General features: G+C 53.0%; 21 protein-coding genes. 7 read left to right on the forward strand and 14 right to left on the reverse strand.

Annotated features, from left to right (window positions below; translation table 11 throughout):
* Positions 1-28 precede the first annotated feature (28 nt).
* Positions 29-1,444: a replicative DNA helicase gene (dnaB, locus tag HV037_RS22565; protein ID WP_003826610.1), complete on the reverse strand. Its 1,416-nt coding sequence runs from the start codon at positions 1,442-1,444 to the stop codon at positions 29-31.
* A gap of 64 nt (positions 1,445-1,508) precedes the next feature.
* On the opposite strand from dnaB, the gene HV037_RS22570 reads away from it, so the two are divergent.
* The gene (locus HV037_RS22570; protein WP_016155445.1) at positions 1,509-2,492 is read left to right on the forward strand and encodes a quinone oxidoreductase; all 984 of its coding nucleotides are present in this window, start codon (positions 1,509-1,511) and stop codon (positions 2,490-2,492) included.
* Positions 2,493-2,724: 232 nt separating this feature from the next.
* Here the strand turns inward: HV037_RS22570 and pspG are convergent, their stop codons facing one another.
* The 3 genes from pspG to HV037_RS22585 form a co-directional block, all read right to left on the reverse strand.
* Positions 2,725-2,967, reverse strand: a complete 243-nt coding sequence (gene pspG, locus HV037_RS22575) for an envelope stress response protein PspG (protein ID WP_016155352.1) — start codon at positions 2,965-2,967, stop codon at positions 2,725-2,727.
* A gap of 133 nt (positions 2,968-3,100) precedes the next feature.
* Positions 3,101-4,099 carry a tRNA dihydrouridine(20/20a) synthase DusA gene (gene dusA / locus HV037_RS22580; RefSeq protein WP_016155444.1) on the reverse strand — a complete coding sequence of 333 codons (999 nt, stop codon included), beginning with the start codon at positions 4,097-4,099 and terminating at the stop codon, positions 3,101-3,103.
* 107 nt (positions 4,100-4,206) lie between these two features.
* Positions 4,207-4,695: a cupin domain-containing protein gene (locus tag HV037_RS22585; RefSeq protein ID WP_046275040.1), complete on the reverse strand. Its 489-nt coding sequence runs from the start codon at positions 4,693-4,695 to the stop codon at positions 4,207-4,209.
* Positions 4,696-4,810: 115 nt separating this feature from the next.
* Between HV037_RS22585 and zur the strand changes: the two genes are divergently transcribed.
* Positions 4,811-5,329 carry a zinc uptake transcriptional repressor Zur gene (gene zur / locus HV037_RS22590; protein WP_046275041.1) on the forward strand — a complete coding sequence of 173 codons (519 nt, stop codon included), beginning with the start codon at positions 4,811-4,813 and terminating at the stop codon, positions 5,327-5,329.
* Positions 5,330-5,377: 48 nt separating this feature from the next.
* On the opposite strand, the gene HV037_RS22595 is transcribed toward zur, so the two are convergent.
* From HV037_RS22595 to HV037_RS22610, 4 genes are all read right to left on the reverse strand, one after another.
* Positions 5,378-5,587, reverse strand: coding sequence for a CsbD family protein (locus HV037_RS22595; RefSeq protein WP_019077869.1), 210 nt, complete (start codon positions 5,585-5,587; stop codon positions 5,378-5,380).
* 135 nt (positions 5,588-5,722) lie between these two features.
* On the reverse strand, positions 5,723-7,042 hold the full coding sequence (dinF, locus tag HV037_RS22600; RefSeq protein ID WP_103284354.1) for an MATE family efflux transporter DinF: 1,320 nt from the start codon (positions 7,040-7,042) through the stop codon (positions 5,723-5,725).
* Positions 7,043-7,176: 134 nt separating this feature from the next.
* Entirely contained in the window at positions 7,177-7,785 is a 609-nt protein-coding gene (gene lexA, locus HV037_RS22605; RefSeq protein WP_003826596.1) for a transcriptional repressor LexA, read from the reverse strand.
* 109 nt (positions 7,786-7,894) lie between these two features.
* Positions 7,895-8,263: a diacylglycerol kinase gene (locus HV037_RS22610; protein ID WP_003826594.1), complete on the reverse strand. Its 369-nt coding sequence runs from the start codon at positions 8,261-8,263 to the stop codon at positions 7,895-7,897.
* Positions 8,264-8,434: 171 nt separating this feature from the next.
* Between HV037_RS22610 and plsB the strand changes: the two genes are divergently transcribed.
* The gene (plsB, locus tag HV037_RS22615) at positions 8,435-10,855 is read left to right on the forward strand and encodes a glycerol-3-phosphate 1-O-acyltransferase PlsB (RefSeq protein ID WP_103284355.1); all 2,421 of its coding nucleotides are present in this window, start codon (positions 8,435-8,437) and stop codon (positions 10,853-10,855) included.
* Positions 10,856-10,915: 60 nt separating this feature from the next.
* Here the strand turns inward: plsB and ubiA are convergent, their stop codons facing one another.
* The 5 genes from ubiA to malK form a co-directional block, all read right to left on the reverse strand.
* A complete protein-coding gene (ubiA, locus tag HV037_RS22620; protein WP_003826589.1) occupies positions 10,916-11,788 on the reverse strand; it encodes a 4-hydroxybenzoate octaprenyltransferase in 873 nt (290 codons plus the stop codon).
* Positions 11,789-11,801: 13 nt separating this feature from the next.
* On the reverse strand, positions 11,802-12,299 hold the full coding sequence (gene ubiC / locus HV037_RS22625; protein ID WP_016155346.1) for a chorismate lyase: 498 nt from the start codon (positions 12,297-12,299) through the stop codon (positions 11,802-11,804).
* Between the two features lie 180 nt (positions 12,300-12,479).
* The gene (gene malM / locus HV037_RS22630) at positions 12,480-13,427 is read right to left on the reverse strand and encodes a maltose operon protein MalM (RefSeq protein ID WP_016155345.1); all 948 of its coding nucleotides are present in this window, start codon (positions 13,425-13,427) and stop codon (positions 12,480-12,482) included.
* A 113-nt stretch (positions 13,428-13,540) separates the two neighbouring features.
* A complete protein-coding gene (locus HV037_RS22635) occupies positions 13,541-14,899 on the reverse strand; it encodes a maltoporin (RefSeq protein ID WP_016155344.1) in 1,359 nt (452 codons plus the stop codon).
* 176 nt (positions 14,900-15,075) lie between these two features.
* On the reverse strand, positions 15,076-16,185 hold the full coding sequence (malK, locus tag HV037_RS22640) for a maltose/maltodextrin ABC transporter ATP-binding protein MalK (protein ID WP_016155343.1): 1,110 nt from the start codon (positions 16,183-16,185) through the stop codon (positions 15,076-15,078).
* Between the two features lie 359 nt (positions 16,186-16,544).
* Between malK and malE the strand changes: the two genes are divergently transcribed.
* The 3 genes from malE to malG all read left to right on the forward strand — a co-directional run bounded on the left by malE (position 16,545) and on the right by malG (position 20,372).
* Positions 16,545-17,735 (forward strand): maltose/maltodextrin ABC transporter substrate-binding protein MalE, encoded by a 1,191-nt coding sequence (malE, locus tag HV037_RS22645; protein WP_016155342.1) that lies wholly within the window; start codon positions 16,545-16,547, stop codon positions 17,733-17,735.
* A gap of 187 nt (positions 17,736-17,922) precedes the next feature.
* Positions 17,923-19,467, forward strand: a complete 1,545-nt coding sequence (gene malF, locus HV037_RS22650) for a maltose ABC transporter permease MalF (RefSeq protein ID WP_016155440.1) — start codon at positions 17,923-17,925, stop codon at positions 19,465-19,467.
* 14 nt (positions 19,468-19,481) lie between these two features.
* Entirely contained in the window at positions 19,482-20,372 is an 891-nt protein-coding gene (gene malG, locus HV037_RS22655; RefSeq protein WP_094761852.1) for a maltose ABC transporter permease MalG, read from the forward strand.
* A gap of 383 nt (positions 20,373-20,755) precedes the next feature.
* On the opposite strand, the gene psiE is transcribed toward malG, so the two are convergent.
* Complete coding sequence (psiE, locus tag HV037_RS22660) at positions 20,756-21,166, reverse strand: phosphate-starvation-inducible protein PsiE (RefSeq protein ID WP_003031674.1); 411 nt, start codon at positions 21,164-21,166, stop codon at positions 20,756-20,758.
* Between the two features lie 135 nt (positions 21,167-21,301).
* Here psiE and HV037_RS22665 point away from each other — a divergent pair, with 135 nt between their 5' ends.
* Positions 21,302-21,757 (forward strand): acyltransferase, encoded by a 456-nt coding sequence (locus HV037_RS22665; protein WP_161784581.1) that lies wholly within the window; start codon positions 21,302-21,304, stop codon positions 21,755-21,757.
* Positions 21,758-21,759: the final 2 nt, after the last annotated feature.

Genomic DNA, 21,759 nt, shown 5'->3' on the forward strand with positions numbered 1-21,759 from the left:
TTTGCTTGAGTAACCTGATTCAGTGTTGTTATTCGTCGTCGTACTGCGGGCCAGCATAGTTATCGAAGCGCGACCACTGACCGTTAAACGTCAGGCGCACCGTACCGATCGGGCCGTTACGCTGTTTACCGATAATGATCTCGGCGATGCCTTTCAGGTCGCTGTTTTCGTGATAAACCTCATCACGATAGATAAACATGATTAAATCGGCATCCTGCTCGATGGAGCCAGACTCACGCAGATCCGAGTTGACAGGACGCTTATCGGCGCGTTGTTCCAGAGAGCGGTTAAGCTGCGACAGCGCCACCACCGGCACATGCAGTTCTTTCGCTAACGCTTTCAGCGAGCGGGAAATTTCAGCAATTTCCAGCGTACGGTTGTCGGAGAGCGACGGCACGCGCATCAGCTGCAGGTAGTCGATCATGATAAGTCCGATACCACCGTGTTCGCGGGCGATACGACGGGCACGTGAGCGCACTTCCGTTGGCGTCAGGCCGGAGGAGTCATCAATATAGATGTTTCGTTTCTCCAGCAAAATACCCATTGTTCCGGAAATTCGCGCCCAGTCTTCATCATCCAGTTGACCGGTACGGATTTTGGTTTGGTCTACACGTGAGAGTGAGGCCAGGGAACGCATCATGATCTGTTCTGAGGGCATTTCAAGACTAAAGATAAGAACCGGCTTATCTTGCAGCATCGCCGCATTTTCGACGAGGTTCATTGCAAATGTCGTTTTACCCATCGACGGACGCGCGGCGACGATAATTAAGTCTGACGGCTGCAAACCAGCAGTCTTTTTATTGAGGTCGTCATAACCGGTGTTGACCCCGGTGACACCATCGTGGGGCTGCTGGAACAGCTGTTCGATACGCGCGACGGTAGCGTCGAGCACATCGGTAATATTTTTCGGACCTTCGTCTTTATTGGCGCGACTTTCAGCAATTTTAAAGACGCGGGATTCCGCGAGGTCCAGCAGATCTTCACTGGAACGGCCTTGCGGATCAAACCCGGCTTCCGCGATCTCGTTCGCCACCGAAATCATGTCACGAACAACGGCACGTTCGCGGACAATATCCGCATAGGCACTAATGTTCGCTGCACTTGGCGTATTTTTAGATAACTCAGCCAGGTAAGCAAAACCGCCGACGCTGTCCAGTTGCCCCTGAACTTCCAGCGATTCTGCAAGCGTGATCAGATCGATGGGTTTTCCCATCTCCTGCAGGCGATGCATTTCGGTGAAGATGTGCCGGTGCGGTCGGGTATAAAAATCTTCCGCCACCACACGCTCAGCCACATCGTCCCAGCGCTCGTTATCCAGCATTAAACCGCCCAACACCGACTGTTCCGCTTCAATCGAGTGCGGCGGTACTTTCAGCCCGGCGACCTGGGGATCGCGCTCACGAGCATCAGTCTGTTGTTTGTTGAAGGGTTTATTTCCTGCCATAGTGAATGGAGTTACCGAGATAATGATTGGGTCGAAAGATTACCACATTTCTTTTGGAGGAAGCATGGCAACACGTATTGAATTTCACAAGCATGGTGGCCCTGATGTACTCAAGGCTGTGGAGTTTACGCCTGTAGACCCGGCGGAAAATGAAATCCAGGTCGAGAACAAAGCGATTGGGATCAACTATATCGACACCTATATCCGCAGTGGTCTTTATCCGCCGCCTTCTCTGCCCAGCGGTCTGGGTACCGAAGCCGCAGGCGTGGTCAGTAAAGTCGGTAGCAAAGTGACGCACATTAAAGCCGGCGATCGCGTGGTTTACGCTCAGTCTCCCCTGGGCGCCTATAGCTCAGTGCATAACGTCCCGGCTGATAAAACCGCTATTTTGCCCAACGCTATCTCGTTTGAACAAGCTGCCGCCTCATTTCTTAAAGGACTCACCGTTTTTTATCTGTTGCGTAAGACCTATGAAATTCAGCCCGATGAACCGTTTTTGTTTCATGCGGCTGCAGGCGGCGTCGGTATGATTGCCTGCCAGTGGGCAAAAGCATTGGGTGCGAAGCTGATTGGCACCGTCGGTAATGCGCAAAAAGCGCAAATTGCGCTGCAGGCCGGCGCATGGCAGGTCATTAACTATCGTGAAGAGAGCATTGTAGAACGAGTAAAAGAGATCACTGGCGGTAAAAAAGTGCGGGTGGTGTATGACTCGGTGGGGAAAGATACCTGGGAAGCCTCACTGGATTGCCTGCAGCGCCGGGGGCTCATGGTCAGCTTTGGTAATGCTTCCGGACCGGTGACTGGCGTTAACTTAGGCATTCTGAATCAGAAAGGTTCGCTGTACGTGACTCGCCCTTCACTCCAGGGTTACATCACCAACCACCATGAATTAACCGAAGCCAGCAATGAGCTTTTCTCGCTGATTGCCAGCGGAGTGATCAAAGTGGATGTCGCACCGGGCCAGACGTTCGCACTGCACGACGCGCAGCGTGCTCATGAAGTGCTGGAAAGCCGGGCCACACAGGGGTCGAGTTTGCTGATCCCGTAACGCCCTCATTTCCGTTAAATAATTCAAGCCGCCAACAAACCTGCGGTTTGAATTATGAAGGGGGAAGAAAGAATTAGGGCTTCCCGTAGGAAGCCCTTTCTTTTTTTAGTTCGGCTGTATGTAGGGTACAGCTCGATGAATTCGTTAACCTGGCAATAGTGACAGATTTGATAATCAATTCCTATTTGCTTCTAAAGGCAATGTTGCAGGTTGTGACACACCGCTCAATACCTTAGTAAAATCGGCGGTTATTGCGCTGATACTGTGGGACTTTTGGCGCTTTTATCGCCTTGATAACCCACACCACGGCAACGGCCAATAACAGCCAGGGCAACAGTTTAATCATCAACGCAAATAGTCCGCCCAAAAACATCACCACAGTGGCTACCACCAATGCGGCCAGCACTCCCAGCAAAGATACGCCGGTGACCATCAGCATGATAAAAAATCCAATCACAAAAAGTAGTTCCAGCATGGCTCTCTCCCGAAATGAAATACTCTCCACAGCTTTACAAGAAACATGCCAAAATTAATATATTGATTTATAAAGCAAACGCCCCGCGACGAAGCGCAGGGCGTGGTGAAATTCACTAACTTTTGGCGAAAACTTAACGTTTGTCTGCCACCAGCTTCAGCGCATGTTCCAGAACCTCAATATCTGCCCCGGCTTTATGCGCATTTTCGCTCAGATAGCGACGCCACTGCCGTGCCCCTGGAATCCCCTGAAACAGTCCCAGCATATGGCGCGTGACATGCCCCAAATAGGTTCCTTTACTCAGTTCACGCTCAATATACGGATACATCGCACGCACTACGGCGACCGGATCGGCATCTTCGCTGGTGACAGCAAAAATCTCGCGGTCAACGGACGCCAGAATGCCTGGGTTTTGATAAGCTTCGCGCCCCACCATCACGCCATCCATATGTTGCAGATGGATTTTCGCTTCTTCCAGCGATTTTATGCCACCGTTGATCGACATTGTCAGATGCGGAAAATCGCGCTTTAGCTGATAAACACGGTCATAATCCAGCGGTGGGATTTCGCGGTTTTCTTTCGGGCTTAGCCCAGACAGCCAGGCCTTACGGGCGTGGATGATAAACATCTCACATTCACCATTACCGGAGACCGTGTTGATGAAATCGCACAGGAATTCGTAGCTGTCCTGGTCATCAATACCGATACGGGTTTTCACCGTTACCGGAATCGATACCACATCGCGCATCGCTTTGACGCAATCAGCGACCAGTTGCGCATTCCCCATCAGACAGGCACCAAACATTCCATTCTGTACACGATCGGAAGGGCAACCCACATTGAGGTTAATTTCGTCATAGCCCCGTTGTTCAGCAAGCTTTGCGCACTGCGCCAGCGCAGCCGGATCGCTCCCGCCCAGTTGCAAAGCGACCGGATGTTCTTCTTCGCTATACGCCAGATAATCGCCTTTACCATGAATGATCGCGCCGGTGGTTACCATCTCCGTGTAGAGCAGCGTCTGGCTGGACAGTAAGCGCAAAAAGTAGCGGCAATGTCTGTCCGTCCAGTCGAGCATCGGCGCGATAGAAAAACGATGGGCGGGAAAAGCGGTAGACTGAGATTCAGGCAGCATGGCGAATATTCAAGCATCCGGTTAAAAAAGGGGCGCTACTATAGCATAGACCGTTACGATAGTGAGCCACATCCTCGCAGTTCCCCCTCCCTGCTCCCCGACAAGCGCTATTTACGCCCCGGTTTTCCGTCGTGAGATCCAAAAAACTGCGGCGGATGGTCGACCCAACGATCCTCACGTGTGGCGGCATAAACCGGATTAAGCGGATAATAAATACGATTGTATTTTTTGTTCGCCTCACCCACGACCAGCAGACGTACCTCTTCACTGGTGTTATTGATAAAGGTGTGACACACGCCGGTGCCCGCCGGGAAACCGACGCTGTCGCCCGGTTCCAGCTTCCATAAATAACCGTTAATCCAGGCCTCAGGATATCCTTCCAGCACATAGATAAACTCTTCCTCATCGCTTTCAGCGTGCGGATACGAGGTGCGTCGGCCCGGCGGCAGGCGCTCATGATGAATGCCGAGTCGCCCTAACCCCAGCTTGCGGGCAAGCGGCGCACCTATGGAAAACAGCTCATCGCTGTCGGAATAGGTGGAGTCATCAGCCCCCTCAACTTCACGCCAGTGACGAATACAATCGGGTCTTTTCATGATTATTTTCCAGTATTGCGATGGGTCAGGTATAGCACACCGTGGTGGATCTCGGTGTTTTAAACAGAACATGTTAAAGTAAGGGATTAACCTTGCACGCAAATCGAGGCGCCAAATGGACAAAACCACCACGCAGGAGTTATTGACTCAAGCTGAAAAACTCTGTGCGCAACGCAACGTACGTCTTACGCCACAACGCCTCGAAGTGCTGCGCCTGATGAGCCTGCAGGAAGGCGCAATCAGCGCTTACGACCTACTTGACCTGTTGCGAGAAACCGAGCCGCAGGCCAAGCCGCCGACCGTGTATCGTGCGCTCGATTTTCTGCTAGAACAAGGGTTTGTGCACAAGGTGGAATCCACCAACAGCTATGTGCTTTGCCATCTGTTCGATCAGCCAACTCACAGTTCCGCAATGTTCATTTGCGATCGCTGTGGTGTGGTAAAAGAAGAGTGCGCGGAAGGCGTGGAAGACATCATGCATACGCTGGCAGCAAAAATGGGCTTTGCCCTGCGACATAACGTTATTGAAGCCCATGGACTGTGCCCGGCCTGTGTGGAGGTTGAGTCATGTCGTCACCCTGGCGAATGCCAGCATGACCATACGATTCAGGTGAAGAAGAAAGTTGGGCGTTAAGCGGGTGGGAGAGCGTACATCCTTGTACTCTCAGGAGGGAAGGGTTAATTACCAGCGGTAATCATTACGTTTTTCCCAATCGGTCACTTCTTTCTCCGCCTGATCTTTCGCGTAACCGTAACGCTCCTGGACTTTACCGACCAGTTGGTCACGTTTACCTTCAATGACCGTCATATCATCATCGGTCAGTTTGCCCCATTGCTCTTTCACTTTACCTTTAAACTGCTTCCAGTTACCGCCGACTTCGTCTTTATTCATCATCAAGTCCTCATCGTTAGGTTGTGAATAGCGAGAGTGCCATGTCCAGACACATGCTGTTTTTGCTGGACGTGAGAATAAGTGTAGTCAGGGATTCTGGGTTTTATTTACTATTCGGAATTTTTAACCATCCGCTCAGGCAAACCAGGTTCCATTACGCCAGTGACGCCGCCAGATAAAGGCCAGGGAAAGCCCACGCAGCGCGAGAAAAACGGTTAACGCCAGCCACAAACCATGATTTCCCAGCAACGGTAAAGCCAGTAGCGTTAATGCGAATCCTGCTGCGGCAACGGCCATACTGTTGCGCATTTCTGCAGCCCGTGTCGCTCCAATAAACATACCGTCGAGCAGATAACACCACACTCCCACTAGCGGCAAAACCACCTGCCAGAAAAGATAGCGATCGGCCAAAAGTTGGATTTGCGGCAGCGAGGTCAGCAGCGCAACGATCTGCTCGCCAAACAGGGCATAAACCAGCGAAAACAGAATAGCCACAATACCGGACTGTCGACAGGCCGCCCGCCAGACATCAAGCAACTGGCTGCCATCCCTTGCCCCATAGGCCTGACCCGAATGCGCTTCCACGGCATAGGCAAATCCATCCAGCGCGTAGGCGGTAAACGTCAGCAGAGTCATCAGAACGGCGTTTACCGCGATGATATCGCCTCCCAAACGCGCGCCCAGAACCGTAATGGCCCCAAAGCAGAGCTGTAACAGCAGCGAACGCAGCATGATGTCGCGGTTGAGCGCCAGCAAACGACGGAAGTTGCCACGCCACGCCAGCTTCAACATTGCCGGCGAAATTCCACGCATATGCAGGACTTTGCGTACCATCATCAGGCCAATCAGCAGCGTGGCATATTCGGCAATCACCGTCGCCAACGCCGCCCCCTGCACGTTCATATGCAGGCCCATAACCAACCATAAATCGAGCACAATGTTGAGAATATTTCCGACAATCAACAGGATAACTGGCGCGCGCGCATACTGAACGCCAAGCAACCAGCCGAGCAGCACCAGATTCGCCAGCGATGCGGGTGCGCTTAACCAGCGGATTTCCAGGAAACGTCGGGCCTGCTCCAGTACCGCCTCACTTCCGCCGACAATATGCAGAGCCAGATCGATAATCGGCGTACGAAACAGTGCGATAAGCAACCCCGCGCCCAGCGCCAGCAATAGCGGCTGCACCAACGCGCGCGCCAGCGCCTGCGGATTTTTCGCGCCAAATGCCTGCGCGGTAAGGCCGGTGGTACTCATGCGCAAAAAAAGCAGCAGCATAAAGAGAAAGCTGGTCGCCGTGGCGCCAACAGCAACGCCGCCAAGATAGACCGGACTGTCCAGATGACCAATCACCGCGGTGTCCACCAGTCCCAACAGGGGAACGGTGATATTGGAGAAGATCATCGGTAAGGCGAGGTGCCAGAGTGCTTTATCAGAAGAGGTAAAGAAAGGCATACATGAGAGCCTGAGAAGAAGTTAGATGTACTGAAAAAATATGCTGTGTAGGCCCGGTAAGCGTAGCGCCACCGGGCAAGTTGCCGGAAAGCGACATAAACGTCTTATCCGGGCTACAGGGAATCAACAGAAAATTACAGCCATTCACCGTTACGAATGACGCCTACCGCCAACCCTTCAATAGTGAAGTTTTGCTCGCGCAGGTCGACAACAATAGGTTTAAATTCGCTGTTTTCTGGCAGGAGTTCAACTTTGTTGCCCTGCTTTTTCAGGCGCTTGACGGTGACTTCGTCGTCGATACGGGCAACAACGACCTGACCGTTACGCACATCCTGAGTTTTATGCACAGCCAGTAAATCACCGTCCATAATACCGATGTCTTTCATCGACATACCGCTAACGCGCAGCAGAAAATCGGCGTTCGGTTTGAACAGTGAAGGATCGACCTGATAGTGGCCTTCGATGTGCTGCTGCGCCAGCAGTGGCTCGCCTGCAGCCACACGTCCGACAAGCGGTAACCCTTCTTCTTCTTCCTGCAGCAGTCGAATACCGCGCGATGCGCCGGATACAATTTCAAGGACGCCTTTACGCGCAAGCGCTTTCAGGTGTTCTTCAGCGGCGTTTGGGGAACGGAACCCCAAACGCTGCGCGATCTCCGCACGCGTCGGTGGCATACCTGTCTGGCTGATGTGATCCCTAATGAGATCAAACACCTCTTGCTGCCTGGCCGTTAACGCTTTCATTCCGCCCCCTGGGTGTATATACAGTTATGCTGTGAGTATATACAGCTAAAGGTGATTTTGGAACCGCAAACTGCACAAAAAACAGGAGATTTATGCAGTTGTGGAATCTTTATCGCAAATGCGACCACAACAGGATGCCCCAGGTGATCAGAGCGACAAAAATAGACAGCAATACCGCTGCCGAGCCCATATCTTTCGCCCGACCGGAAAGTTCGTGATACTCAGAGCCAATACGGTCAACCACCGCCTCAATCGCACTGTTGAGGATTTCAACGATCATCACCAGCATCACGGAACCAATCAACAGCACGCGGGTAATGGCGTCGACGTCCAGCCAGCAGGCGATGGCTACGCCCAACAGTACGGCAACGCTTTCCTGGCGGAATGCCGCCTCATTGATCCATGCGGCGCGAAAACCTTTCCAGGAATAGCCTGCAGCTTTGATAATTCGGGTGAATCCAGTGGTATTATTGGCCATCAAAAAGAACCTTTTTACATTATTAGCGTCAATGTCATTGTAACGTTACCCCGTTTGTTTCAGGGTGTGGCAAAGCAGCGCGAAGTATGACCGGATACACCAGAAATTCACTAAACTTTCTGATATCCTTGCAGCGCATTTGCATTATTAACCAGAGGCTTTACATCGTTTATGTCCGGCTGGCCACGAATTTACTACAAATTACTGAATTTACCATTAAGCGTCCTGGTAAAAAGCAAGTCTATTCCGGCAGAACCTGCCCCGGAATTGGGGCTCGATACTTCGCGTCCCATTATGTACGTCCTACCGTACAATTCAAAAGCAGACTTGCTGACGCTGCGTGCCCAATGTCTGGTGCACGATCTCCCGGATCCCCTGGAACCGTTGGAGATAGACGGAACTCTGCTGCCGCGCTACGTGTTTATTCACGGCGGCCCGCGCGTGTTCACCTATTACACGCCGAAAGAAGAGTCCATTAAGCTGTTCCATAACTATCTCGACTTGCATCGCAGCAATCCAGACCTGGATGTGCAAATGGTGCCAGTTTCGGTGATGTTTGGCCGTGCGCCTGGGCGTGAAAAAGGCGAGGTCAATCCGCCGCTGCGCATGCTGAACGGCGTACAGAAATTCTTTGCTGTGTCCTGGCTGGGTCGCGACAGTTTTGTCCGCTTCTCCCCGTCGGTCTCCCTGCGTCGCATGGCGGACGAACACGGTACGGATAAAATCATCGCTCAGAAGCTGGCTCGCGTGGCGCGCATGCACTTTGCTCGTCAGCGTCTGGCCGCAGTCGGCCCGCGCCTCCCTGCCCGCCAGGACCTGTTTAATAAGCTGCTGGCCTCAAAAGCTATCGCTCGCGCGGTAGAAGATGAAGCGCGCAGTAAAAAAATCTCCCACGAAAAAGCGCAGCAAAATGCCATTGCGCTGATGGAAGAGATTGCCGCCAACTTCTCCTACGAGATGATTCGTCTGACAGACCGTATTCTGGGCTTTACCTGGAACCGTCTGTATCAGGGGATTAACGTTCACAATGCGGAGCGTGTACGTCAGTTGGCGCACGATGGGCACGAAATCGTCTATGTTCCGTGCCACCGCAGCCATATGGACTATATGCTGCTGTCGTACGTTCTGTACCACCAGGGGCTGGTTCCGCCGCACATCGCTGCCGGTATCAACCTGAACTTCTGGCCAGCAGGTCCGATTTTCCGCCGTCTGGGCGCGTTCTTTATTCGTCGTACCTTCAAGGGCAACAAGCTCTATTCCACCGTTTTCCGCGAATACCTGGGCGAGCTGTTCAGCCGCGGCTACTCGGTTGAATACTTTGTCGAAGGAGGCCGTTCACGTACCGGGCGTCTGCTCGACCCGAAAACCGGCACGCTGTCGATGACCATTCAGGCGATGCTGCGCGGCGGTACGCGTCCGATTACCCTCGTACCCATCTACATCGGCTACGAGCACGTAATGGAAGTAGGCACGTACGCGAAAGAGCTGCGTGGCGCGACGAAAGAGAAAGAGAGTCTGCCGCAAATGCTGCGTGGCTTGAGCAAGCTGCGTAATCTGGGCCAGGGGTATGTCAACTTTGGCGAACCGATGCCATTGATGACTTACCTCAACCAGCATGTACCGGAGTGGCGTGAATCGATCGATCCTATCGAGTCCATCCGCCCGGCCTGGCTGACGCCGACGGTGAATAGCATTGCCGCCGATCTGATGGTACGCATTAACAATGCAGGCGCGGCCAATGCCATGAACCTGTGCTGTACCGCGCTGTTGGCCTCCCGCCAGCGCTCTCTGACCCGTGAGCAACTGACTGAACAGCTCGACTGCTATCTGAGTCTGCTGCGCAACGTGCCGTACGCGGCGGATGCTACGGTTCCTGCGCAGAGCGCCAGTGAATTGATCGACCATGCCTTACAGATGAATAAGTTTGAGGTCGAGAAAGACACCATCGGTGACATCATCATTCTGCCGCGCGAGCAGGCGGTATTGATGACGTATTACCGCAACAACATTGCGCATATGCTGGTTCTGCCTTCGTTAATGGCAGCCATTGTGACTCAGCATCGTCGTATTTCACGCGCCGCGCTACAGCAGCATATTGATGCGCTGTATCCGATGCTGAAAGCAGAGCTGTTCTTACGTTGGGAGCGTGATGAACTCACCGGAGTGATTGACGAACTGGCCAGCGAAATGCAGCGCCAGGGACTGATCACCCTGAACGATGACGAACTGCATATCAATCCGGCCCGCTCCCGTACGCTACAGCTGTTGGCGGCGGGTGCTCGCGAGACGTTGCAACGCTACGCCATTACCTTCTGGCTGCTGAGCGCGAACCCGTCTATCAACCGTGGCACGCTGGAGAAAGAGAGCCGCACCGTAGCGCAACGCCTCTCCGTACTGCACGGCATTAACGCGCCGGAATTCTTCGATAAAGCCGTGTTCAGCTCTCTGGTGCTGACGCTGCGTGACGAGGGATTCATCAGCGATACCGGAGATGCCGAACCGGAAGAGACGATGAAGATCTATCAGATGTTGGCCGAACTGGTCACGTCAGATGTACGTCTGACCATCGAGAGCGCCACACAGGGCGAGTAAGCATAAAAAAACCGGTCGAAATGAAATGACCGGTTTTTTATTTTGCAGGCTAAGCCAAACTCAAAAATGCCAGTAGCTCATCGCCAGCCCTAAGAACAGCACCAGACCGACGTAGTTATTGTTCATAAACGCTTTAAAACAGGCATCACGCTCGCGATTGACGATCAGTTTCTGCTGATATACAAACAGCGCGCCAGCCACCAGCAGAGACCAGTAATAACCCAGTCCCAGCCCGTTTAGCCAACCCACCAGCGCCATCAGCACCAGTACGCCCACCTGCAGGATACCAATGATCAGCTTGTCGTTTTGACCGAACAGAATCGCGGTCGATTTAATGCCGATCTTCAGGTCATCATCGCGGTCAACCATCGCATACTGCGTGTCGTAGGCCACCGCCCAGAGAATATTGGCGAGGAACATCAGCCAGCAGCTCAGCGGTACGGACTCGCTCACGGCGGCGAACGCCATCGGGATCGACCAGCCAAACGCCGCCCCCAGCACCACCTGCGGCAGGTGCGTATAGCGCTTCATGAACGGGTAAACCCACGCCAGCGCTAACGCCGCAACGGACAACAAAATGGTCATCGTGTTGAGCGTCAAAACCAGCAGGAAGGCCAGCAGTACCAATACGACGAACAGCGTTCGGGCCTCTTTTTCAGTGACGGCCCCGCTTGGCAGCGGTCGATTTGCGGTGCGTTTAACATGTCCGTCAAATTTCCTGTCGGCATAATCATTCACCACGCAGCCGGCGGCGCGCATTAACCAAACGCCAGCGACAAAAACCGCCAGGATCCACAATTGCGGCATGCCTGGGGTTGCCACCCACAATGCCCACAGCGTAGGCCAGAGCAGCAGTAAGGCACCGATTGGCTTATCCGTACGCATCAAGCGGTGAAATGCCAGCAGCTTATTCTGCGTCAGACTCCACTCCATCTTTATCTTCCTCTCAGTACAACGGCGATGCAGGTAGAAAAAGCTCGGTAAGCATCAGCGGCTTACCGCTCAGCCGCAGGCGGGAACGGCGCCCCCACAGCGCTGCATCGCGGCCAATCTCAATAAAATCTCGGGTCAATGTCGATGATGTAAACAGGTAACGTCCGAGCGGGGTTTTCCCCAGATTTTGTAAGGCCAGCTCAGGGCCGCACAAGGTTGATTCAGGCACCACGGTCCGCCCGGCAAGCCAGGGTTCACCATCCGCGCATAACAGGATCTCACGTAACCAATAACGGGACTCTTTAGGCAGCAGCGGCAGCTCTTCAGGCACCTCATTTTGCCCAACGAATGCTTCGCGAATCAACGTTACGGTGACCTGTTTTCCCTGCTGCTCAAAACGTTTAGTCATGGAATCTTCCAGTAACAACCAGTCGAGCAGTTGGGCGTCCAGCGCCGGGATCGCATCAAAATAACGCAGCGCACGCAGTTGCGTTAACGCAGGGTGTGGCATGCCTTACTCTCCGATTTATAACTTGAAGGCATTGTATCGCAGAAAATGCATTACGGGGTGAGCAAACACAATTAAGTGATCGCCAGAGCAACATAAGTGTAACAATTAGCACCGAAGGATAAAAAAAGGTGCGCCAGGAGACGCACCAGTTGTTGCAAAATCAACAATGCGGGGCGATGTTTACCCCTTGCCTTTTACACTGCTGATAAAGGTGGATCGGGCAGATTTGGATCCCAGACGCTCTGCTTCATCAAGCAGCTTCAGCGCTTTATCGACATCGCCTTTCGCAACGGCATCCTTAATGCCCTGGTTAAAATAACTTTCCGTGTCGTTCAGCATCGGCTCACTTTTCTTCACCGGTTGTGGCGCTGGAGCCGCAACGGCTGCTGCCGGAGCCGCATAGGTCACAGCTGGCGCGGCGGTATTGCCCACCGTGACAGGACCAGGGCCGGATGAGCCAAACAGCGGCCCGACCAAAACACTGGAGGAGGAGCTGGTTTTGACTTTCAGTTTCAGTAAACCGTCGGTGGTATGACGGGCGATCGGGTCTGGAATATCCGGAATAGCGTTACCTACGCCCTTGGCATAGGCTTTTGCCGGGTCAAGCAGGGTTGTGGTCTGCTGGAGATCTTTATCAGTGGTAAAGACCAAAACATAGAGTTTTTGCTGACCCAGCGCTGGCGTCAGACGCATTACCCCTTCCAGACGATCGGCACTCATCACGCCGGGCTCCTGGTAGGTAAAATAGCTGCTGGGGAAGAACGCAGATGGCGTCATGTTTTGGTCAAGAATTAATACGTTTGGCGCAAATACGCTGGTTTGTTTATTCACTTCACTGGACAGCGTCAGAGTGAGCTCGCCAATATTCGCCGGGACGCTATACGCAGCGACCGGGCCAGTAATACCGGCGACATCCAGACGCTGACCCGCTGTCGCAAGCGGCGAAGACTGGGTTTTGGATTGATCAACAGGCGTCCAGGTTAACTGCTGCAGCGCAGCAGTGGGAATAGATGGGGCCGCGGTGGTGTTCTGCGGAACAATATTCACATCGGCCAGGCTGATGCCAGGTGCGCTGGCAAATAACCCTGCAGATAAACAAAGGGCAACGAGACTTTTCTTCATTTTCATTGTTATCACCTCAGATAGCATGGGTTCAGCGGTGGCCAGGCAATAGCGCGCTAAACCGTAATCAAGAGGGGCTTGCGCCCCTCTTTCGGTCTTTACGTCAGGTTAGTGCTGAATTACCACCAGATTTCCATCTGGGCACCGAAGGACCACTCATCATTGTCGCCACGGCTGGTTGTGCTGAGACCAGAGTTCGTTGCCGCTGCGAATTTGGTTACGTCGTTACCATTTTTGATGTAACCCCACTCTTCATCCCATTTTGCATAGGTTGCGAAGACGCGGATTGCCGGACGAGACCAGATGCTGTCACCCGCCTGCCATTGTTGGGCCAGGGTGATTTTGTACTGGCTGTTGCGATCGCTGGTCTGCTGAGATTTGACGTTGTCGTAACCGACTTCCAGCAGGGTGCTCATGATTGGCGTCCATTTATACATCGGGCGAATACCGACGGTGTACCATTCGGTTCCCAGGTCGTTATCCATGTCGAGGTTCTGGTACATACCGACGTACATCAGGTCCCACTTGTCGCCCAGGGAGATTGCACCGTGGTCCAACACGCGGAACAGGCTACCGTTGTTATTCACAACATTGTTGGCATAGTTGGTTTTAACGCCAGTAACGGGATCTTCAATGGTCGTAGTGGAAGAACCATAAGAACCCTGGTTCAGGCCTTTGCCCTGGGTGGTCATGGAATCTGTGGCGTACTGAACGACAAACTTGTTGTAGCCCTTCAGCATGCTCTGGGTATGTTCAGCGGTGAACATCCAACCATCTTTAGATGCGCCGTCCGCCAGCCTGTAATCGTCGGTGGTATTCGCGCGACCATAGTCAACGCCCAGTTCCAACATCCCATCCGGGTTAGTTGCCAACTGCGCTAAACGAACGTCAAATACATCGTTCGCGGTGTCTTTGGTACGATCATAGATATTCTGGCTGCTGAAAGCGTATGAACCACCCGCTTCCTGTGAACGGCTCGCTGCCAAAGACAGTTTACCGAAGCCCAGATCGATGTTTTCAATACCGGCGCCAGGACCTGAAATATCCCAGTAGTAGAAGTCGATCATGTGTACGTCATGACGCTGGTAGAAGCGCTTACCGGCCCAGATAGTGGAGCCTGGCAGCCATTCGATCAGGTTTTTACCCTGCACGTTAGCTTCACGGAATGCCGGATCTGTGCCTTCCCAGTCATTCTGCTGTGCGACGGAGTAAGCAACGTTGGTGTCGAAGTAGAAGCTCTTATCGCCTTCTTTCCACACTTCCTGACCTAATTTGATTTCCGCATAGGTTTCACATTCGTTACCGAGACGGTATTTACTTTGTGCACCGGTTGCCTGGAAACACTGTTGTTCACCGCCACTCCCTGTCCAGCCAATACCGGAACGAGCGTAACCGTGGAAATCTACAGCCATTGCCTGAACAGACATAATGCCTGCTGCTACAGCAACCGCCAGAGGGAGTTTGCGCAGAGTAATCATCGTTCTATCTCCTGAGATCATTGCTTTTCTTTAAACGCGTCCCCCTTCGGGCTGCCTCTTTGTTGGCTGCGTTCTTTCACCCCAGTCGCGTACTCTTTGTACACTCCCGGGGATTCATTTACTTGCCGCCTCGATGTAGCTTCGAATGGCTTTGCGTTTCGTTTTTTATGGGGACCTTAAACGCCCGGCTCTTGATGCAACCGACGACATGCAGTGCCATCCTCACGGAACAGATGGCAACGCTCTGGCGGCAGGCCGATAGCGAATGTGGCACCCTCTTCTACCAACACCACGTCGTTCTGGCGGTAAACCAGGTTTTGACGGATGGCGGGGATCTGGATATGAATTTGAGTTTCGTGACCAAGCTGCTCGACCACCTGCACTTCACCTTCGAGGGTGACATCGGCGATATCGCTGGGCAGCAGATGTTCCGGGCGGATACCTAAAGACATGTTGGCACCAACCTGTACCGCATGGCTGTCCACTGGTAGCCATATTTGCTGGCGGTTGGGCAGTTCAACCTGCACCTGATCGATGGCCGTCCCGGTGACTTTCACCGGCAGGAAGTTCATCTTCGGCGAACCAATAAAGCCCGCCACAAAGCGGTCAGCCGGATAGTGGTATAGCTCCAGCGGTTTGCCGACCTGCGCCACGCGACCAGCATCCAGCACCACAATTTTGTCGGCCAGCGTCATCGCTTCGACCTGATCGTGGGTGACGTAAATCATCGTGCGGCCAAGACGTTTATGCAGGCGGGAGATTTCAATACGCATTTGCACACGCAGAGCGGCGTCGAGGTTCGACAGCGGTTCATCCAGCAGGAATACGCGCGGCTCGGCAACCAGCGTTCGGCCAATCGCCACACGCTGACGTTGTCCGCCGGAAAGCGCTTTCGGTTTACGCTCCAGCAGGTGCGCCAGTTGCAGAACTTCTGCGACCTGATTCACGCGCTGATTCATCACCTCTTTTTTTGCGCCAGCCAGTTTGAGGCCAAACGACATGTTTTCTGCGACGGATAAATGGGGATACAACGCGTAGGACTGAAAGACCATGCCCACGCCGCGTTCGGCGGGGGGAATGTCGTTCATCCGGGTCTCCCCGATAAACAGGTCGCCACTGGTGATGGTTTCAAGTCCGGCGATCATACGCAGCAAGGTCGACTTACCGCAGCCTGACGGTCCGACAAACACCACGAATTCCCCTTCGTGAATGTCGAGATTGATATCTTTCGATACCACCACGTCACCCCAGGCTTTCGTTACATTTCGCAGCTGTACGCTCGCCATGCCCTTCTCCCTTCGTTACAACCTGTCATCGACAGCAACATTCATGATGGGCTGACTATGCGTGATCCCTTGACTGCGTGAATCCTCCACCCCCGGCTTTTTTATGGGGGAGGAGGCGGGAGGATGAGAGAACAGCGTCTGAGACCCGGGCCGTACGCCGCGGAGGAATTTCGTGATGCAGCCTGCAAAAATCAGTGGGTTTTTATGTGCGCCAGTACGCAATACTCACATTTATGTAACACAGATCACATAAAGAGCGGGTGGGGCGTAGGGGTAAGGAGGATGGAAAGAGGTTGTCGTATAAAGAAACTAGTAACCGTTAAGCCACCTCTGCAAAATCACCAAACAGGATGGGAACTATGAAAATCAAAACTGGCGCACGCATCCTCGCATTGTCTGCATTAACGACGATGATGTTTTCCGCCTCGGCTCTCGCCAAGATTGAAGAAGGTAAGCTGGTTATCTGGATTAACGGCGACAAAGGCTATAACGGCCTCGCTGAAGTGGGCAAAAAATTCGAGAAAGACACCGGTATCAAAGTCACCATTGAGCACCCGGACAAACTGGAAGAGAAGTTCCCACAGGTTGCCGCGACTGGCGATGGCCCTGACATCATCTTCTGGGCACATGACCGTTTTGGCGGCTATGCTCAGTCTGGCCTGCTGGCTGAAATCACCCCAGATAAAGCGTTCCAGGACAAACTCTATCCGTTCACCTGGGATGCCGTACGCTATAACGGCAAACTGATTGCCTACCCGATCGCGGTTGAAGCGCTGTCGTTGATTTACAACAAAGACCTCGTTCCGAACCCGCCAAAAACCTGGGAAGAAATTCCTGCGCTGGATAAAGAGCTGAAGGCGAAAGGGAAATCCGCGCTGATGTTCAACCTGCAAGAACCGTACTTCACCTGGCCGTTGATTGCCGCCGACGGCGGTTACGCGTTCAAGTTTGAAAATGGCAAGTACGACGTGAAAGACGTGGGCGTGGACAACGCGGGCGCAAAAGCAGGTCTGACCTTCCTGGTTGATCTGATCAAGAACAAACACATGAACGCGGATACCGATTACTCCATCGCCGAAGCGGCCTTTAACAAAGGTGACACCGCGATGACCATCAACGGTCCGTGGGCGTGGTCCAACATCGATAAGAGCAAGGTGAATTACGGCGTTGCCCTGCTGCCAACCTTCAAGGGTAAACCGTCCAAACCGTTCGTGGGCGTTCTGAGCGCAGGTATCAACGCTGCCAGCCCGAACAAAGAACTGGCAAAAGAGTTCCTCGAAAACTACCTGCTGACCGATCAGGGTCTGGATGAAGTGAATAAGGACAAACCGCTGGGCGCGGTTGCGCTGAAATCCTTCCAGGATCAGTTAGCGAAAGACCCGCGTATCGCGGCCACCATGGATAACGCCCAGAAAGGCGAGATCATGCCGAACATCCCGCAGATGTCTGCATTCTGGTATGCCGTTCGTACCGCAGTGATCAACGCTGCCAGCGGCCGTCAGACCGTCGATGCCGCGCTGAAAGATGCACAAGGTCGTATCACCAAGTAATACGGTTTCCCTTATTTCTTAGGGAATCAGGTTTATTGAATACGTTGTTACGCGAAATCATTCGCGCTACATCGAGGCGGCAAGGAGGCAAATCCCCAGGAGCTTACATAAGTAAGTGACTGGGGTGAGCTTCCGCAGCCAACAAAGAGGTAGTGCGAAGGATAAAGCGTAAAGAGGATTGATCCCCATGGATGTCATTAAAAAGAAACACTGGTGGCAAAGCGACCGGCTGAAATGGTCAGTGATGGGTCTGCTTGGGCTGCTGGTCGGTTACCTTGTTGTTTTGATGTATGCTCAGGGGGAGTACCTGTTTGCCATCATGACGCTGATTTTAAGCTCTGCTGGCCTGTATATTTTTGCTAACCGTAAAGCCTACGCCTGGCGCTATGTTTACCCAGGCGTTGCAGGGATGGGGCTGTTTGTCCTGTTTCCGCTAATTTGTACTATCGCAATTGCCTTTACCAACTACAGCAGCACCAACCAACTGACCTTTGAACGTGCTCAGGAAGTCTTGATGGACCGTTCTTATCAGGCGGGGAAAACCTACAACTTCGGCCTGTATCCGGCGGGTACGGAGTGGCAACTGGCCCTCACCGACGGTGAAACTGGCAAGAATTATCTCTCCGACGCCTTTAAATTTGGCGGCGAACAGAAACTGCAGTTGAAAGAAGCCGAGGCGCTGCCAGCGGGCGAACGTGCGACGCTGCGTATCATCACGCAAAATCGCCAGGCGTTAACCCAACTCACCGCCATCCTGCCAGATGAAAGCAAAGTGATTATGAGTTCACTGCGCCAGTTTTCCGGCACGCAGCCACTCTATACGCTCGCTGATGACGGCACGCTCACCAACAGCCAAAGCGGCGTAAAATATCGCGCCAACAACGATATTGGTTATTATCAGGCAATTAACGCTGACGGTAGCTGGGGTAACGAAAAACTCAGCCCAGGCTATACCGTTGCCATCGGTTGGGACAACTTCGCCCGCGTATTTACCGACGAAGGCATTCAGAAACCGTTCTTCGCCATCTTTGTCTGGACGGTGGTCTTCTCCGTTCTGACCGTGATCCTCACCGTGGCCGTGGGGATGGTACTGGCCTGTCTCGTACAGTGGGAGTCTCTCAAAGGCAAAGCGATTTACCGTGTCCTGCTGATTCTGCCGTATGCCGTACCGTCGTTTATTTCGATTCTGATTTTCAAAGGGCTGTTCAACCAGAGCTTCGGTGAAATCAACATGATGCTGAGCGCACTGTTTGGCATCAAACCGGCCTGGTTCAGCGACCCAACCACCGCGCGTTCGATGATTATTATCGTCAACACCTGGCTTGGTTACCCGTACATGATGATCCTGTGCATGGGTCTGCTTAAAGCGATCCCTGACGACCTGTATGAAGCGTCGGCGATGGATGGTGCAGGTCCGTTCCAGAACTTCTTTAAGATTACGTTGCCGCTGCTGATTAAGCCGCTGACGCCGCTGATGATCGCCAGCTTCGCCTTTAACTTTAACAACTTCGTGCTGATTCAACTGTTGACCAACGGTGGTCCAGACCGTCTTGGTACCACCACGCCAGCAGGCTATACCGACCTGCTCGTGAGCTACACCTACCGTATCGCCTTCGAAGGCGGCGGTGGTCAGGACTTCGGTCTGGCGGCGGCGATTGCCACGCTGATCTTCCTGCTGGTCGGTGCGCTGGCCATCGTGAACCTGAAAGCCACGCGTATGAAGTTTGATTAAGGGAGACAACGAACATGGCTATGGTACAACCCAAATCTCAGAAACTGCGTCTCATAACAACGCACTTGCTGCTGCTGATTTTCATTGCAGCGATCATGTTCCCGCTGCTGATGGTTATCGCTATCTCGTTGCGTGAAGGGAACTTTGCCACCGGCAGCCTGATCCCGGAAAATATCTCCTGGGAACACTGGAAACTGGCGCTGGGCTTTAGCGTTGAACACGCGGATGGCCGCGTGACGCCGCCGCCGTTCCCGGTGCTGTTATGGCTGTGGAACTCGGTGAAAGTAGCCACCATTACCGCGATCGGTATCGTGACGCTTTCCACCACCTGCGCTTACGCCTTTGCCCGTATGCGCTTCCCGGGCAAAGCAACCCTGCTGAAAGGGATGCTGATATTCCAGATGTTCCCGGCGGTGCTGTCTCTGGTCGCGTTGTATGCTTTGTTTGACCGCCTGGGCCAGTACATTCCGTTTATTGGTCTGAACACTCACGGTGGCGTGATCTTCGCCTATCTTGGCGGTATTGCGCTGCATGTGTGGACGATTAAGGGCTATTTCGAAACCATCGACGGTTCGCTGGAAGAAGCGGCCGCGCTGGATGGCGCAACGCCATGGCAGGCATTCCGCCTAGTGTTGCTGCCGCTTTCCGTTCCGATTCTGGCGGTCGTGTTTATTCTGTCTTTCATTGCCGCAATTACCGAAGTACCGGTCGCATCACTGCTGCTGCGTGATGTGAACAGCTATACCCTTGCGGTAGGTATGCAGCAGTACCTCAATCCACAGAACTATTTGTGGGGCGACTTTGCCGCCGCAGCTGTACTTTCAGCCATTCCGATCACTCTGGTGTTCCTGCTGGCACAGCGCTGGCTGGTCAACGGACTGACGGCGGGTGGTGTGAAAGGTTAAGTTTTACCGAAGTAACTGCCCGGCAACGGGCAATGCCACTGCAACCCTCAACTTATGTTATCCCAACCTGTGACTGTTATTCGGCGCTCTACGGAGCGCCCTTTTTTTATGTTATTTTGCATTACGCTTACGATTATTTCCTTTCGTGCCCCCCATCACTGCAAATCAATTTTTCGCCTGAAACTCGACAAATTAAACAGAATTAGTTTGGCGCAGGCGTTATCGCCATCGGCGTGATCAACCTTAGCTTTACCGTATTGGCGATCATGACGGTGGATAAATTTGAAGAACTGTGGGAACCCGCGGCGGAGAAAACCCAGCCGGCCTCTGCGCAGTAATTTTTACCCAAAACACGCCGCAGCCCAATTGCGGCGTGTTGTCTTTTACTCTCGCTTCAGCCGTTTGGAATTACACAGCCACAGGGTGATCACCAGCAGCAGGATCGCCGCAGAATAGATCAGCACATCCATCGGCGCTTTATGATCGACAATGATCAGCCGCACAATCGCAGTGATCCCGATATAGACAAAGTAGCGCAGCGGAAAGTGAAAACCTGACTGAAAGTACTTCACAATCAGCGCGATAAATTCAAAGTAGAGAAAGTAAACCACCAGCCCTTCCACCAGTTCATACTTGCTGGTTTGTTCCGGCGCGAACAGCACATCCGCCAGATGCAGCGTTTCTTTCCCGAGGAATACGACCAGGATCAGGCCCAGACTCAGCAACCCCAGATTCAACACGGTCTGTAAAATAGTGGAGATAAACTCCACGCGCGGACGAGATAGCGATGTCATAACAGCACCTCTTACTCAGTGGCAAGGTTCCTGTATAACGCAAAAATGTGACAGAGATCTACATTTTTTGTTTATATTTTGTGCAAGAAAGGTCAGCAGGGAATGATGTATGTCACGACACATTTCACAGGATGAATTATGCAGCTCAGACAATCCGCTGTTCGCAACGTTACCTGCGGTGAGAACGTGGTGATCTATGAACCCGCAAATCTCTACGACTGCACATTAGGGGACAACGTTTTTGTCGGACCATTTGTTGAAATCCAGGGTAATACGCAGATTGGCGCAGACAGCAAAATTCAGTCGCACACCTTCATCTGCGAATATGTCACCCTCGGCGCTCGCTGTTTTATCGGTCACGGCGTGATGTTCGCCAACGATATGTTTCGCGAAGGAAAACCCAATGCCGACCGCAACAGTTGGGGACGTATTACGATTGGCGACGATGTCTCGATCGGCAGCGGAGCGACCATTCTGGCGGTCACTATCTGTGATGGCGTGGTCGTCGGCGCGGGGAGCGTGGTGACCAAATCGATCACCGAGAAAGGCGTGTATGCGGGAAATCCGGCAAAATTATTACGTCGTTTATAGAG

This window comes from Citrobacter sp. RHBSTW-00017 (assembly GCF_013797615.1).
Taxonomy (GTDB): domain Bacteria; phylum Pseudomonadota; class Gammaproteobacteria; order Enterobacterales; family Enterobacteriaceae; genus Citrobacter; species Citrobacter braakii.